This is a genomic window from Paenibacillus sp. 481, assembly GCF_021223605.1.
In the GTDB taxonomy this organism is placed as follows: domain Bacteria; phylum Bacillota; class Bacilli; order Paenibacillales; family Paenibacillaceae; genus Paenibacillus_B.
The window spans coordinates 2,806,579-2,821,967 of sequence record NZ_CP075175.1 but is presented as its reverse complement, the minus strand read 5'-3'; the positions used below and the strand labels follow the sequence as shown (position 1 = coordinate 2,821,967).

General features: G+C 38.3%; 14 protein-coding genes. 1 reads left to right on the top strand and 13 read right to left on the bottom strand.

Annotation, left to right across the window (positions count from 1 at the left end; all coding sequences use genetic code 11):
* Positions 1-185: 185 nt before the first annotated feature.
* Entirely contained in the window at positions 186-383 is a 198-nt protein-coding gene (locus tag KIK04_RS12360) for a cold shock domain-containing protein (RefSeq protein ID WP_232278517.1), read from the bottom strand.
* Between the two features lie 199 nt (positions 384-582).
* Between KIK04_RS12360 and KIK04_RS12355 the strand changes: the two genes are divergently transcribed.
* Entirely contained in the window at positions 583-1,794 is a 1,212-nt protein-coding gene (locus tag KIK04_RS12355; RefSeq protein ID WP_232278516.1) for a glycosyltransferase family 2 protein, read from the top strand.
* A 78-nt stretch (positions 1,795-1,872) separates the two neighbouring features.
* Here the strand turns inward: KIK04_RS12355 and KIK04_RS12350 are convergent, their stop codons facing one another.
* The 12 genes from KIK04_RS12350 to KIK04_RS12295 form a co-directional block, all read right to left on the bottom strand.
* Entirely contained in the window at positions 1,873-2,961 is a 1,089-nt protein-coding gene (locus KIK04_RS12350) for a glycosyltransferase (RefSeq protein WP_269671029.1), read from the bottom strand.
* A gap of 142 nt (positions 2,962-3,103) precedes the next feature.
* Complete coding sequence (fliB, locus tag KIK04_RS12345) at positions 3,104-4,342, bottom strand: flagellin lysine-N-methylase (RefSeq protein WP_232278514.1); 1,239 nt, start codon at positions 4,340-4,342, stop codon at positions 3,104-3,106.
* Positions 4,343-4,384: 42 nt separating this feature from the next.
* Complete coding sequence (locus KIK04_RS12340) at positions 4,385-5,455, bottom strand: glycosyltransferase (protein WP_232278513.1); 1,071 nt, start codon at positions 5,453-5,455, stop codon at positions 4,385-4,387.
* Positions 5,456-5,556: 101 nt separating this feature from the next.
* Entirely contained in the window at positions 5,557-10,344 is a 4,788-nt protein-coding gene (locus tag KIK04_RS12335) for an IPT/TIG domain-containing protein (RefSeq protein ID WP_232278512.1), read from the bottom strand.
* Positions 10,345-10,359: 15 nt separating this feature from the next.
* A complete protein-coding gene (locus KIK04_RS12330) occupies positions 10,360-10,701 on the bottom strand; it encodes a hypothetical protein (RefSeq protein WP_232278511.1) in 342 nt (113 codons plus the stop codon).
* Positions 10,702-10,703: 2 nt separating this feature from the next.
* Positions 10,704-11,084: a flagellar export chaperone FliS gene (gene fliS / locus KIK04_RS12325; protein WP_232278510.1), complete on the bottom strand. Its 381-nt coding sequence runs from the start codon at positions 11,082-11,084 to the stop codon at positions 10,704-10,706.
* Positions 11,085-11,113: 29 nt separating this feature from the next.
* Positions 11,114-12,628: a flagellar filament capping protein FliD gene (gene fliD, locus KIK04_RS12320; RefSeq protein ID WP_232278509.1), complete on the bottom strand. Its 1,515-nt coding sequence runs from the start codon at positions 12,626-12,628 to the stop codon at positions 11,114-11,116.
* A gap of 15 nt (positions 12,629-12,643) precedes the next feature.
* Positions 12,644-12,979 (bottom strand): flagellar protein FlaG, encoded by a 336-nt coding sequence (locus tag KIK04_RS12315; protein WP_232278508.1) that lies wholly within the window; start codon positions 12,977-12,979, stop codon positions 12,644-12,646.
* Between the two features lie 93 nt (positions 12,980-13,072).
* Positions 13,073-13,909 (bottom strand): flagellin N-terminal helical domain-containing protein, encoded by an 837-nt coding sequence (locus KIK04_RS12310; protein ID WP_232278507.1) that lies wholly within the window; start codon positions 13,907-13,909, stop codon positions 13,073-13,075.
* Between the two features lie 164 nt (positions 13,910-14,073).
* Positions 14,074-14,313 (bottom strand): carbon storage regulator CsrA, encoded by a 240-nt coding sequence (gene csrA, locus KIK04_RS12305; protein WP_232278506.1) that lies wholly within the window; start codon positions 14,311-14,313, stop codon positions 14,074-14,076.
* A 10-nt stretch (positions 14,314-14,323) separates the two neighbouring features.
* A complete protein-coding gene (locus KIK04_RS12300) occupies positions 14,324-14,749 on the bottom strand; it encodes a flagellar assembly protein FliW (RefSeq protein ID WP_232278505.1) in 426 nt (141 codons plus the stop codon).
* Between the two features lie 67 nt (positions 14,750-14,816).
* Positions 14,817-15,389, bottom strand: coding sequence for a DUF6470 family protein (locus tag KIK04_RS12295; protein ID WP_232278504.1), 573 nt, complete (start codon positions 15,387-15,389; stop codon positions 14,817-14,819).

The following is a 15,389-nucleotide window of genomic DNA, read 5'->3' as shown; positions in this document are numbered from 1 at the left end:
ATTCGACGTACGGAATACTAGATGCTGGGTTAAAACGAGTCATTGTAACTGAACGTGTTAATGATAGTTTTGAAGTGCGCAGCGTGATGGGAATAAGGCGTTCAAAACAATAAAACCCTTGGCAAGATGCCAAGGGTTTATAGCTAATCGGAATCATATATAATTCGCGGCAATCGCCGAAATGATTACAATTTGATTACGTTAGCTGCTTGAGGACCACGAGCGCCTTCAACGATGTCGAACTCAACGGATTGACCCTCTTCCAAAGTCTTGAAGCCGTCGGATTGGATAGCGGAGAAGTGAACGAATACGTCGTTGCCTTCTGCTGTTTCGATGAAGCCGTAGCCTTTTTCAGCATTGAACCATTTTACTTTACCTTGCATGTAGATAACATCCCTTCATCTTCATATACCGTGAAGTTTATACCCTTCACAATTTCGAATATATCACCTGATGGAAGCGGTGTCAATTAAATTTTGGAAATAATTCCACCTTGTACTTTTACGAAAAACTCTTAATTGCACACGCTAATAACCGATATATATTAATAATATAATTTTTCTCAATTGAGGAGATTTCTTGATGAATGAAAATCATATATTAACTATAAAAAAGAATATTAAAGAGCAATTATCGTATTTGATTGAGCAGGGAAGCTTTGATTTAGCTGAGGAAATCATACATGAGTATGAAAATAAATTAGGGTTGGACCCCGACATTCTCTCCCTACACTCTGTATTATTGTTCTCTCAAAATAAAAAAGAGGATTCTCTACATAAATTACTCAAAGGATATTCTATATTTAATAACAATAGTGATATTTTATATAATTTAGGCGCTGTATATGACGAACTCGGTGAGAGACAGTGGGCAAAACACTACTATAAAAAGGCAATGTCGCTTTCCAAAGACGAGCAATCAACCAACGATTGCCTAAGTAAAATTAATAAACTAAACAGTGAAGATTCAGAGGCACTCACTAATAATAAAATTCGGGTTCTGATTGGTAGTCCTGTACATCAGAGACCAGAGATACTACAAGAGTTTTTAACTTCGTTAGCCAATCTTCAAGCAGATGATGTAGAAATTCACTATTTTTTTATTGATGATAATATTATTTCTGAGTCCAGTGATTTATTGAGGCGATTCGCACAACGAAATAAAGTGTATCACATGCCTTCTTATTATGCAGATGAATACAAATGCGATGCTGATAAACATCATTGGAAAGAGGAGCTAATTTGGAAAGTAGCTCATTTCAAGAATGACATCATCCAGTTTTCCATAACGAATAATTATGATTATTTATTTCTTATAGACTCTGATCTAGTGCTCAATCCTGCAACCTTATTACAATTAATTAAAGCTCAGAAAGATATCGTATCAAATATTTTTTGGACCCAGTGGAGTGAAGCAGATTCTATTGAACTACCTCAAGTTTGGCTGAAAGATTTTTATACTTTATATGAATCTACACGAATCGAAAAATTAGATAAAGAGTCCGTGATTAGTCGAACAAATCAATTTATCTCAATGCTCAGAATACCTGGTACTTACAGAGTGGGTGGCTTAGGGGCATGTACATTAATCTCAAAAGACGCCCTATTAAAAGGGGTTAACTTTAGTGAGATAAAAAATCTTAGCATCCGTGGAGAGGATCGTCACTTTTGTATCCGCGCTGAAGCACTCGGAATAGAGCTATTTGTTGATACACATTTTCCAGCCTTTCATATTTACAGAGAAACAGATTTACTAACGGCCAAACAATTAAACAGTCACCATACTATGTGTTAACACAACAGCAAACTTCATATTAAGTGGCGGGCCATATTATGCTCTATTTCTAATATGGCTCCGCTGTGAATATACAGCTTATTTCCCTGTAAATTTATTAAAAGTTGTGTCCACCATAGTATGCTCTTTCGCAGCACTTATTGCTTTTATATTCTCAAGGGGCTCATTATAATTAGGAGCCAAGACTAGAGCTTTCCTAAAATACTCAAAAGCAGCACCTCTGTTTCCATCTTGTGCAAATATCTCCCCTATATAATTACAAGCTACAGCGCTTGAATTAGCATAGTTCCCCAAATAATGTAATGCTTCATTTAATTTATTTAGCATTAAATAACCTAATCCGCTAATAACATTTTTTTCATACGGTGCAAGTGCCATTTTCACAGCTTCATCATAGTACTTTTGAGATAGTGGTATTAGTCCTCTACGATATAAAAACAATGAAATTATGGCTCTTGCTTCCGCCCCACTACTAGCTTCGGGTATTAAGTCAGTCCATTCATGGCTGTTCAAAAACTTTTCAACATGCGCAATATATCGGTCATATTCTATTTTATATGTCGTACTCAAGCTATGTCTTCGATACAAATAAAGCGCTACTGGAATATGGACACCATTCCCTAATTTAGTAAGGTGATATATATAATCTGTGTCCTCTCCTACAGTTAAAGATTCATCATATTTTATGCTTTGTGCAATGTCCTTCCGTATCATCAATGTTGCACCGTGAAAAGGAGAACCTATTTTGAGGAAAAATCTCGTCGCTTTTGTATGTGCTAACTGCATCGAACTAACGTATCTAAATAAATCATTTTCTATACCCGAGTTAAATAAGATTAAATCACTATGAGCGAAGACAATATCACCTGAATTAAATGCCTCCTTAAGTTGCTGGAGTCGGTTAGGTAATGATATATCATCGGCATCTTGAAAAACGATGTAGTCACCTTCTGCTCGATCTATTGCATAGTTTCGTGCAGCAGAAACGCCTTTATGATCATCAAAGATAAATAATTTAATTCTATCGTCCTCAAACTTTTGTATTATATCTACTGTTGAGTCTGTGGAACCATCATCAACGATAATGAGCTCAAACAATCTCTCCGTTTGATTTAACATGCTTTGAATAGACTCTTCAATATATTGCTCCATGTTATACGTAGGCATTATTACACTAATCAATGAATTACCTCCCCTCATTAAGTGTAATTTAAAGCAACTCCTCGGCAATTTCATGACGAAGCTTAGAAGTTTAGCGTGCCCCGTAATTGTTCGGCATGTTAAAAAGAAATCGCAAAACCCCTACTTATTATTTAATATCTTTTACAAGAGTTGCGATATGCGCCATTGTATTAAAATTATTGTTTGCCAACAGTTTAAGAATATTGTTTAAATACATGTTGTTATGCTCAACAACTTTGGCATACGTTTGAATAGTGCGGATAGCGATATCCGTATCAAGCTTTTTATGATAACCAGAGATGCCTATCAAATGTATCTTAAGCATCGAGTAAACGGACGCAAGAACGATATACTCATTAAAAAGGTTTTTATGTTGATAATTAGGGAACATGGTGTTATACAAATAGTTAACGATATAATTTTCGAAAATATATTCTTTATCTTCCATGAATGGAAGGTAGTATTCTTTGTAGTTGGTTGAATATGCATTTGATATTTCCGTCAAATTATCGAATTCTGATGTCATTTGGAACCCAGCAATCATCTCATCAAAACAAGTATTGTAACGAGTGTACGGTGATCCATGTTTATATCGGAATTGAACCATTTCTATTAAGGCATGAATTTGAACATCAATATTCACTTTTATTTCTTGTATTGATTTTAAATATTGAACATTTTGCAGACGAGAACGGTATGACTCAATAACATCATGGACTACCGCGTCTCCATTCAGCTCTATCTCGGATTGTAGTTTATCAACAAACAATCCCAATACAATTAGTCTATCGCATACCGGTAACGCCCGATTCTGCATAATTTCAATAGCAAACATTCGAACTGGCCAAAACATATGATTAAATCTACTTGTATCTGCCGATGATTTTTTTTGCTGGATCATCCAGCCTTCATTGATTTCAAACTCCATCTCTTCGAAATCGATTCCATCTTCTTTTAATAATGCGAGCCTAGCAACTTCTGGACAAGATACTTTAGCAGATAGCTCAAAATGTTGATCCATCATATTTAGTGCACGCGGATAAGTTGTACAAGTAGGTGACAGAGCCTGCTCTCCTGCTACCGCTTGAATTTGGCACCATTTATCTTCCGTTAACATAGGGCAACTCGAACTACTGTTTAATTTAATCTTTGCATAACAATTACCTGATTGATCGGCATTTTTTATACGCTCCATGCTGCTATCTAACTTGCCTTTTAATTCCGGATGATTTATTTTTTGATATTTTTTATATGTTTTTTTATCTAGTGTAATACCCCAACCTGCGCAACACGTATCCTCACAATCTCCGCCTATACATGAAAACTCCTTCATATACAATGGCAATAGGGTGATATGTTTCACCATGAATACTACCTTCTTCCTGATCATAATTACTAAATGGATACATTATTTATTTACTAATAGATTCAATCTCTGAACAGCTGGTTGGAATTGTTGAGCCGCGCTTAAATGGTAATAGTCTTTAGCTAGGCTGTATTGACCTGTTATCTCATAATATACTCCCAGGTTATAATGAGCCCTAAATGTCCCCACACCTAGTACCGTTTCATACTTACTAGAATCTACCTCTCCTAACTCTAGACAGCTTTGAAACGCTTGGGGAATTAACGCAAGCGCCTGTTCCGTTTTCATCTCTATTAGACTGCAACCATATAAGTAGTACAGATCTGTTAGATCGGAATATCGCCCTATGCCAGTTTGAAGGATTTGCAATAGTTTTGATAGTTGTCCCGTCTTAAGCAACGTCCATCCATACGTCTGGATTATCGTACTGTCAAAGGAATAGGCTCCGTTTGACAACTGATAAGCTTTTTCTAAATAATACGAAGCCTTGTCATGCTCTTCACTTATGGCGTATGTTCTCCCTAACTGAAACAGTGCATACACATCAGAAGGATTAATCTCCAGTTCCTTCAACAGAAGTTCGGCATTTCGCTTCACTTTATTCTTCTCTTTAAGACGCTTTAACGAGTAACCTTCATGATCGACAATAATATTTGAGTCAAATACATCTGGACTGCTGCCATCTTTTAATCGAAGTTGCTCGTGCACACTGCCTACATAATGAATACTGTTGGATTTAGTGAAAATTCTCGAAATACTTGATATCGCTTCCTCATTATCTCCTATTCGATTCACAATCTTTATTCTTCCTACTAAAGAGGAGTTATTAAGTAGCTCATGAACAACTTGTTGAAATTGCTGTTGGAGATTATCCCTTACTGTTTCGTCCGCATCAAGCATCAAAATAATAGGCTGACTTGCTAACTCGATCATTTTGTTTCTAGAAGAAGCAAAATGATCCTCCCAATCTGAAGAAACTACCTTTGCTCCGTTTAATGCAGCAATATGGATCGTATTGTCTGTAGAGCCTGTATCCAAGACAAGGACTTCTTGGACATAAGGACGAATTGAATGAATGCAATTTGCAATGACGTCTTCCTCGTCCCGAGTCATTATGCATGCTGTAATAGGAAACATTGTAACTAATCACCTACTCTAAATCATTAGATAAACAGGTGCCTGATTGCTCAGACACCTGTTGAAAGTCATATTTTTTAATTAAAAGTAAATCCTCCGCTCAATACAACTTCTTGACCATCTGGATTAATAACTTTAATGTCGATTGCACCTGGTGCAGCTGTACTTGGCATTCTAAATCTTAGCTGTTTACTGCTTAAGAAAGAAGCGGCTACAGTTGCATTTCCAACCGAGACTTTAGCACCATCCATGAAGTTTTCACCATTTACAAATACAAAATATCCTCCGCTAATTGCACCCGTATTTGGTGTTACAGTAGTAATGACTGGAGCTGGTTTTGGTGGTGCAGGTTTAAATGTAAATCCATCAAGAACTGAAGTTTCTTGGCCATCCTCGTTTACAACTCGAACAGTCACAGATTCAGCTCTTGGCCATACTGGCGTACGTACTCTTAATTGAGTATCTCCCAAATAGCTTGTTGGAAGAAGTGTATCATTAAAATACACTTTGGATGCTGGCGTAAAGTTTGAACCATTTATATGAACAAATACCCCTGCGTCGAACTGAGCACTATTCGGTGAAATAGTCTGAATTGCTGGTGGTGGTGGCAAGATAAATTCTAAGCCATCTACAGCCGAGTCACTCTGACCGTCCGGGTTCGTTACACTAACTGTAACTTTTCCTACGCCTGACCATAGTGGCGTTCTAATACGCAATTGTTTGTCAGACAGGAAAGATGCCGCAATTTTAACATCATTTATTTTAACAGTTGTCTGGTTATTAAAGTTTTCACCATTAATTACGACAAACGTGCTGATCGTATATGGAACAACGCCCGGATCGATCTTAGAAATTTTCGGTGCAGGTTTTGGTGCAGGCGGAACATACTCAAAACCACCCGCAGCGATGATTTCCTGCCCATCTGGATTCACCACTTTTACATTTATAGCCTCTGGATTTGCCCATGCAGGAGCCGTGATACGCAATTGTTTAGCACTCAAGAAAGATGCTGCCAACGGCTTCTCATTAAAGAATACTTTAGATCCTGAAGTAAAGTTTTCACCTTCAATTATAACAAAGTATCCACCAGCAATTTCTCCCTTAGCTGGATTCAGTTTCGTTATTATTGGTGCAGGATCAAGTACAGGCGCTTGGAAATGTAACCCTTTATCTAGAATAGCCTCTTGTCCGTCTGGGTTAACTACTTTAACACTTACATGCTCTTCTTTAGTCCAAACCGGGCTTCTAAAGCGTAATTGAGTTGCATCAAGTACCGAAATGCTCGGAAGCTTCGTACCGTTCAACCATATTTCAGCCCCGTCTTTGAAGTTCTCTCCTTTTATTACAACGAAAGTCCCTCCAGTAGGTAATACTGAATTAGGAGAAACACTCGCAATTACCGGAGCAGGCAATTTAGGTGCCGCAAGGTATTCATATGCCTGAGCAAGAATAGCTTCGCGTCCGTGACCATCAACCAACTTCACATCTACCTTACCAGCTGTTGCCCAAGCCGGTGTTCTCAATGTGATTTTTGTTTCCGTTACAGATCTTAATGTCAGCTTCTTATCATTAAAGTAAACTGAAATATCTTGTGGGATTTTCTCGCCCGTAATGCTTACATCGTCTCCACCCGCTAAAAGACCCATTGCTGGCGTAACCACCCCAGCTTTAAATTGCTCAGGCAATACGTAAGTTAACGCTTTGGACAATGCAGCTTCTTGTCCATCTGGATTAACTACTTTAATGTCTACAATTTCTTCTTTATTCCACATTGGTGTTCTAAATCTCAATTGTGTCTTATCAATAAATGATACTGCATCTACCTTTTTAGTATTCAGCCACAACTCAGCCTTGTCCTGGAAGTTATCGCCTTTTACTGTGACAAGTACACCACCTGCTACTAACGATGTGTTTGGTGTAATGCTAGTTAGTGTAGGTGCAGCTAGCTTAGGAGGTGCTAAGTATTCGTACGCTTGAGCAAGAACCCCTTCACGCCCGTGACCATCTACCAACTTCACATCTACCTTACCAGCTGTTGCCCAAGCTGGTGCAGAAAACGTAATTCGAGTATCTGCTATACTTCTAAGCAGCAACTTTTTGTCATTGAAATAGACAGAGATATCGCTAGGGAACTTCTCCCCTGTAATCGTAACTACTTCACCACCAGTTAATGAGCCACTAGCCGGAGTAATAGCCGTTGCTTTAAATTGTTCAGGCAGAGCATACGTTAACGCTTTGGACAATATAGCTTCTTGTCCATCTGGATTAACTACTTTAATGTCTACAACTTCTTCTTTATTCCATGCTGGTGTTCTAAATCTTAATTGAGTCTTATCAATAAATGATACTGCATCTACCTTTTTAGCGTTCAGCCACAACTCAGCCTTGTCTTGGAAGTTCTCACCTTTCACTGTAACAAGTACACCACCCGCTATTAACGATGTGTTCGGTGTAACGCTTGTTAGTGTAGGTGCAGCCGGTTTAGGAGGTGCTAAGTATTCGTACGCTTGAGCGAGAACCACTTCACGTCCATAGCCATCTACTAACTTCACATCAACTTTTCCTGGTGTAGGCCAAGTTGGTGTAGATAACATAATTTTAGTATCTGCTACATTTCGAAGCTGCAACTTTTTGTCATTGAAATAGACAGAGATATTGCTAGGGAACTTCTCCCCTGTAATCGTAACTACTTCACCACCAGTTAATGAGCCACTAGCTGGAGTAATTGCCGTTGCTTTAAATTGTTCAGGCAAAACAAAAGAAAAACCTTTTGTCAGCGTTACTTGCTTACCATCTGGATTAACTACTGTAAAATCAACTGTTTCTTCAATAGTCCATGTTGGCGATGTCACGCGTAAAGTATTTGAATCAATAAGACTTGTAACAACTTCTTTGTCCTTAAACTTTACTACAGCACCAGAAAGGAAGTGCTCTCCTTTTACTGTTACAAACACACTTTCGTTAGTTCGTGCTTGATTAGGAGACACTGATGTCAGAATTGGAGTCGGATTTTCATATGTAAATCCTCCACTTAATACACTGAATTGCCCGTCTGGATTAGCAACTGTTACATCAACTGCTTCTGCTTTAGCCCAGGCAGGAGTAACAGCTTTCACCTCAGTTGGTGAAACATACTGTGTCTGCAAAGCTTGCTCTTTAAACTTAACCACAGTACCATCTTTAAAATTAGTACCAGTCACTGTTATTGTTTCTCCACCCAGTTTTGTACCTACATTTGGAGTGATAGTTGTAATAGCAGGACCTTCTACATAGCTGTAAGCATTATTCAATACTGCTTTAGTACCATCTACATTCTCGATAGATACACTTACTGTGCCGTTTTTGTCACCTGTTGGAACTTTTACCTTGATCATTGTGTCCGTAACAGAAATGACAGTAGCTGGCTTATTTTCAAATTGCACTTTAACATTTTGCATAAAATGTTTACCGTTAATGGTCACATCATTATTACCTTGAACCGGACCTTCGTTAGGAGTTACAGAAGTAATCTCCGGTTGAGCATAATAACGATATACTGCTTTTGCTGATTGATTATCATCATTAGTAACTGTCAAATCAACGTTTCCTTGAACTCCAGGAGGCGCTGTTACTACTAGTTTAGATGAATTTGTATACTCCACTTGAAGTGCAGGAGTTGTTCCAAACATAACTTTAGGGTTTGGTCGGAAGTTTTCACCCGTGATGATAACTTTTTCTCCACCCTCTATTAATCCGTTATCCTTTTCAAGCAATGAAATAATAGGCGCAGGGTAGCCTACAGTTACAGAAGGCTGTGCAACTGTTTTTTGGTGCTTTTGCTTTAAATAATCTGTATAGGCAACATCGATATCTTTATCGCCTACAGGCAATTTTCCTACCGGAGTTCCTTTTTTGTGACGAATTTTGTATGTAAAAGTTAAAAGCTCTTCTTTTAGCTCATTAAACTTCCACGTTATTTGATTTCCATTCACCACAGGTCTTGGAATATTATTCTCATACGATCCTGGGACAATTTCAAAACCAGGTGCTACAAAGTCTTGCACTGTAACATCATATGCACTTGCCAAACCAATCTCTTTTACGATAGCTGCATATATTTCTTTAAGACCTACTGAACCAAGGACAAAGTGATGATGACGCGCTGTCGTTGCCATTTCTTTCAACAACAAGTTTTGCGGACTTCCAGTTGGGTCAGTATCTCCTTTATCTAACAAGGCAATGGTGTAAAATACGATACCTTCCGCTTTTGCAGCGTTTGCTTGTTCAAGAGCAAACTTACTAGCAGCATTAGTATCATTTCTTCCATTTATGTGGGTTGCCTTACCATCCGTCATAAGTACAATTACGGGCTGAGCATCTGGACGATGATTTTTTAAGATTTCACGTGATTTAGCAATCGCATCGCCTGTTGCTGTTCCTCCATCGGCTTGAATATTGCCAATGTAATTTTTGATATTATTTTTATCTGTGGACATTTCAAGTTCACTAATTGTAGTACTAAAATCAACAACACCAATTCTGTGCTTAGTGAAATCAACTAAATCAACAAAACCTTGGGCTGATAATTTAGCATTACCCATCTTATCCTCACCAGCATTGTTTCTGGGATGCATACTTCCAGAACGGTCAATGATGAGAATGATATCATTGGGCATAACAAAATTTACAGGACTACTACCCTTCACTTTTACAGTAACTTCTGCATCCCCACCTTCAAGAATATCGGTTGGGTTTACTTCTTTAGTTACTTGAACAATTTGATTTTGTTCAGGTGTTACGTTGGCCATCGCTATTCCTGAGAAGTTACCTGTCACAAGAAGTAAGACCAAAAATACGTTAAGTAGCTTCGGAAAAAGCTTGTTCATACTAGACCCTCCTGTTTATCTTTTTTTATCTAAAAAATATGCATCACTTGAATATGGAGATTGATTATATTTAGTTGATGCATTTTTTTTTCGCTCAAACATCTGCTGCTCTTGTTTCAACTCCGCTAATTCTTTAGAAATAACATCTACAATTTGTTGATGCATGTTATAAAGAGAAACTAGCTTAGCTCTCTCCATTTCAGTTAACTCTTCACAAGATAGTTTTTCATAGAGATCGTCGATAGTAGCAGCGTGCTCCTCATAAAGGTCAAACGAAGGAGCTTGAAGAATATATTGGTATATATTCTCAAGCTCTTTAATCCAACTTAGCCTTTGAGAAATCCCTCTCTCAAACATAGCTAAATCTCGACCTTTTTAAGTTGTTGTAAAGCTAACTTCCATGTTTCTACCATACCTTTGGAGAATTCTATCGCATCCTCTAGCACTAGTTCATCGCGCTTAACGATGAAATGTGCTAATTGCTGCTGGTAAAACATGTATAACTGGAAAAGATCCTTAGATATGGGATAGTCCATATTTAGTGTCACAATTAGCTCACTATAAATACTTCGGACCTTATGAATCATATGATTCATTTCCTCGAACTGATGTTGAGAATAATGCTGCTTCGCTCGAAGCAATGATTTGACTATCTCCTGATATAACAGCAATGTCAATTCTCCGGGACTTGCTGTTTCAACTTGAACTTTCAAATATTGCATCTGTTTCGCGTTTTGCATTTTTTATCCTCTCCATCAGTCAATCTTTTTTACATCTTTCCAAGCTGTTGATTTAACCAGCTACCTTGGCTATTTAACTTTTGCATAGCCTTTTCCATAGCATTAAATCTCTTATAGTACCGGGCTTCAATATCTTGTAACCTTACTTTCCATTTATCTTGCGCCTTCTTGATCGTATTCAGTTCACGACCAATAACACTATCGTCAAGAGCTTCAAGCGAAGTTCCTGAACCCATCGTTCTAGTCAAGCGCTTCATTTGAATGTCAAGCTCGGCATAAAGACGCTCAGATATCCCCGATTCTTCACGTCTCTTTTTAACATTCCCCGGAGTAGCCGGGATATCTGCAGCTGTAGTCGGTGTTTTAATAAACAATGCTTTAACATCATCAGGACGGTTATCAAGTGCCTCTTGTAACTTTTTCTCGTTTATTTTGAGCTTTCCGTTTTGCTTGTAGTCGGACTCAACGGTAATCCCGATATCAGAAAGCATATTCATTGTATCGGACGCCCCATTTACAGGTAGCTTGAGCGCATTACGAAAGCTATTCAATGTACTGGAGAGAATCGGATCGTTATAAAGAATACCTTCTTTAGCTTTCTTCTCCCACATCTCTGTTTGTTTTTCATTCATTGAGCTTTTTTCTTCATCTAATAGCGGCTTGTATTCTTTATTTCGCTTCTGCTTGTAAGATGTACTGAACGTATCAACCAATTCGTTATATTTCTTAACGAAATCTTTGATTTTGTCCATTACGTTGTTTGTATCTGTTATCGTTCCGATGGAGGTCGTTCCAACGGAACGAAGATTAATTTTAATCCCGTTCATATCGACATTGTTTGTAGAACTACTAATATCTTCTGAGCCATTAACAGTATATACAGAGTTAGCTCCTTTAGCTTCCAATGTAGATGCTGCAGGTATATTAAAAATATTTTTAAATGTGTCCCCTGCGTCTGTTATTTTCACTTTGGAAGCAAGCCCTGTATCGGTAGATGAAAGAAAAATACGACCTGAGCTTTTATCAAAATTAGCAGCAACACCTGTCTTGCCAGACTCCATATTAATATTTTTTACAATACTGTCTATGGTTGAAGTCCCTTGCTGAATAGTGATTTGGGATGAGCCCTTTGTTCCTTCAACGGTAATCGTTCCGCCTTCAGTAACGGGCGTATCAACTGCAGTAGATACCTGCCCGCCAATAATTGACGCTGATCTAGCCAGTGTCTTAACATTTAATGCGTATGTTGAATTAGTTGTTGAGCCTGAAGTAGAAACAACATCTGCAACGTTAGGTGCAGACGAAGTTGATTTTTTCGAGGCAAAATCGCCTTCAAAACGAAGCGAATTTACAGAATTCCGAAAAGCCAAAAGATTTGAGTTGACACTTTGATAAGCTTCACGCTTCCAAATTGCAGATTGTTTATTACGATTTAATTTGTTAAGCTGCAGTCTCTCGCCTTTCATCAAGTCCGAAACTAACTTGTCAATATCCATATTAGATGCCATTCCTGTAAAACGAATGTGCCCAACTGAACCCGACATGTATTTCCCTCCTCGCTACCATTTCTCATCGATAAATATTCCTGCTCTTATGCACATTTCATACATAAAATCGAGCATTTTTTCACTCGGAATTTCCCGAATAACCTCATTCGTATTATCCGCAATAACTCTAACCATAATGGTGTTTGTTTGTTCGTGCATTTGAACTTTAATATGCGTCTTATTATCACGCAAGGCAGAATTAAATTTATCAATAAGCTCCTGCGTATTGATCTTCTTCCGTTCATGCCCCTCTGTTTGTTGTTCTAATTTCGCTAGAGGAGTGTGCTGAAGACTCTGAGACTTCAAAGACTTAACGGGCAAGGATAGTGAAACTGAATCCACCTTCATATAACCGTTCTCCACTTCCAATTAGTATGTTTCACTGACTTATATAAAACTATAAAAAAGCCGACCGGATTCCCGGCCGGCTTCTCCAGCTCATTAACGGAGCAATTGCAGTACGCCTTGTGGCTGTTGATTTGCTTGTGCCAACATCGCAGTCGCAGCTTGCTGAAGAATGTTATTCTTCGTGAACTTAGACATTTCTTTAGCCATATCAACGTCACGAACGCGGGACTCAGCAGCTTGCAAGTTCTCTGCAGTTGTACCCAAGTTGTTAATTGTATGCTCAAGACGGTTTTGTACAGCACCCAAGTTGGAACGTGTGTTAGAAACGGTGTTAATAGCCGTTTGTACCAATTCCAAGTTTGCTTTAGCTTTAGCATTCAAGTCTGTAGTTGCATCTTTAAGATCAGTCAAAGCAGCGTCATCAACTACAAGTGTAGCAGCCTTCATGTTCTCAAGATTCAATGTGATTGTCTCATCTTTGTTTGCACCCACTTGGAAGATTACCGATGTGTTCGAACCATCAAGCAATTTCTTAGTGTTGAATTGCGTTTGATTTGCAATTGCATCAATTTGATTGGACAATGCTTTTACTTCAGTGTCGATCTTAGCAGCATCTGTCGTTGTCAAAACTTCGTTCGCACCTTGAACATACAACTCAGCCATACGTTGAAGCATAGCGTGTGTTTCGTTCAATGCACCCTCAGCTGTTTGAATCATGGAGATACCGTCCAATGCGTTCTTGGAAGCTTGCTCCAAACCACGGATTTGGTTACGCATTTTTTCGGAGATTGCCAAGCCAGCTGCATCGTCAGCTGCACGGTTAATACGGTAACCGGAAGACAATTTCTCCAAAGATTTGCTTTGTTGACCGTTGTTGATAGTCAATTGACGGTGAGCATTGTAAGAACTGATGTTGTGATTAATACGCATAATGTATTTCCTCCTTGGAATTAGAAAGTTGGTGATCGCATCCTTGCTACACCCTTATTGAGTAATTGTGCAATTCGACGACTGTCGAAATCACATCTATCAACTCATTAATATATTTATCGGCAATATTATTTATTTATTTAGAGCTATCGAAAAAAAATTCATTATTTTTTTTCAGGTAATTTGATTCCTAAGTTAGCCCACTCTACGGAATTCAAATCAATGATAGCCGCGCTTTGATTTTGGCTTTGAATAGCCTTATATATCTCCTCGCGATAAACTAAAATATCACTAGGTGCTTTAATACCAAGTCTCACTTGATCTCCATTAACTTCTACCACCGTCAACTCAATCTGATCACCGATCATAATTTTTTGCCCTTTTGTTCTAGTCAGTACAAGCATAATCCACCTCCTAAACCAAGGTAATCGGATGCTTCAAATCATATTCAGATCCATCTAATATGATTTGAGCCCCTAATCTTTTTTTCACATTAAAAACTAACGGCGCCCTATAATTGGCCGTAATCTCCTCTGGAGAGCGTACAGTTGTAATAACACGTACAGATATATCTTCTTCTGCTTCAATACATAACTTTTTCTTCCAGTCATCATTTAGAACAAAGGAGTAATCCTTATCAAATGTAAATGGTTCAGATAAGATAAACGTCAATTGTTCGTCTTCCACAGATTGTAGCAAATCAAACGGCGTATCTGAATTGTTTGCAGGCAACCACACATATTTTTTATAGTTTTGAAAACCTAATATTCCACTCACAAAATGAAATAAATCCGTTTCTTCTACATCAAGTTGACCTAGACGTGTTGAATGAATTTGCATGATGCTGTCCCTCCAAAAAAAATAGCTATAAGAACAAAGTTCCTTATAGCTATAATAATGATTATAATTATACGATCGCGTCAAGCTGCTGGCCTGTCGCTGACATAAAAATGAAATTTTGACGTATCAAGTAAGGATTAACTTTACCAGGGTAGTAATCTATAATAGGCTTTTTCGTCTGCACATTTAGTTCAACGCGTCCAGACTTCCAGTTCGTTTGTAGAGAACCCGCGGTATATGTTACATCTACATTATCGTACTTTGCCTCTCCTACTATGTCGATAGGAAACTGTTTAAACATACGCTGCTTTGCAATTTCCGCGAACGCGTTCTCTTTTTTATGGAAAGCCATCATTCGATCGCCTTCTTGTGCAAGCGAAGCTATGTTCTGCATCGATATTTGCAACGATTGTTGCGCAATACGATCCGTTGTTTCTTCAAACTTTGCTTTCCCCAGTGCCGACCATGCTTTTCGTGCGTCAATGTCCAACTTCCCGTCCGTTCTACTCAGTTCAACTTTCACTTGCTCTTGATGCATATTAAGCTCAGCGCGAGGCTGTTCTATGGAATGCTTCCCCAGCTCTCTCTGCAACCCAATTTGTGAAAACTGCTGTTGAATTTGGATACGAGGCATGTTCAT

Excerpts from the sequence above, each read along its gene's own strand:
- KIK04_RS12350 (WP_269671029.1), bottom strand. The coding sequence starts at position 2,961 with ATGCCTACGTATAACATGGAGCAATATATTGAAGAGTCTATTCAAAGC.
- KIK04_RS12310 (WP_232278507.1), bottom strand. The coding sequence starts at position 13,909 with ATGCGTATTAATCACAACATCAGTTCTTACAATGCTCACCGTCAATTG.
- KIK04_RS12295 (WP_232278504.1), bottom strand. The coding sequence starts at position 15,389 with ATGAACATGCCTCGTATCCAAATTCAACAGCAGTTTTCACAAATTGGG.
- fliD (WP_232278509.1), bottom strand. The coding sequence starts at position 12,628 with ATGTCGGGTTCAGTTGGGCACATTCGTTTTACAGGAATGGCATCTAAT.
- KIK04_RS12340 (WP_232278513.1), bottom strand. The coding sequence starts at position 5,455 with ATGACTCGGGACGAGGAAGACGTCATTGCAAATTGCATTCATTCAATT.
- KIK04_RS12330 (WP_232278511.1), bottom strand. The coding sequence starts at position 10,701 with ATGTTTGAGAGAGGGATTTCTCAAAGGCTAAGTTGGATTAAAGAGCTT.
- KIK04_RS12315 (WP_232278508.1), bottom strand. The coding sequence starts at position 12,979 with ATGAAGGTGGATTCAGTTTCACTATCCTTGCCCGTTAAGTCTTTGAAG.
- KIK04_RS12335 (WP_232278512.1), bottom strand. The coding sequence starts at position 10,344 with ATGAACAAGCTTTTTCCGAAGCTACTTAACGTATTTTTGGTCTTACTT.
- KIK04_RS12355 (WP_232278516.1), top strand. The coding sequence starts at position 583 with ATGAATGAAAATCATATATTAACTATAAAAAAGAATATTAAAGAGCAA.
- csrA (WP_232278506.1), bottom strand. The coding sequence starts at position 14,313 with ATGCTTGTACTGACTAGAACAAAAGGGCAAAAAATTATGATCGGTGAT.
- KIK04_RS12360 (WP_232278517.1), bottom strand. The coding sequence starts at position 383 with ATGCAAGGTAAAGTAAAATGGTTCAATGCTGAAAAAGGCTACGGCTTC.
- KIK04_RS12300 (WP_232278505.1), bottom strand. The coding sequence starts at position 14,749 with ATGCAAATTCATTCAACACGTCTAGGTCAACTTGATGTAGAAGAAACG.
- fliB (WP_232278514.1), bottom strand. The coding sequence starts at position 4,342 with ATGGTGAAACATATCACCCTATTGCCATTGTATATGAAGGAGTTTTCA.
- fliS (WP_232278510.1), bottom strand. The coding sequence starts at position 11,084 with ATGCAAAACGCGAAACAGATGCAATATTTGAAAGTTCAAGTTGAAACA.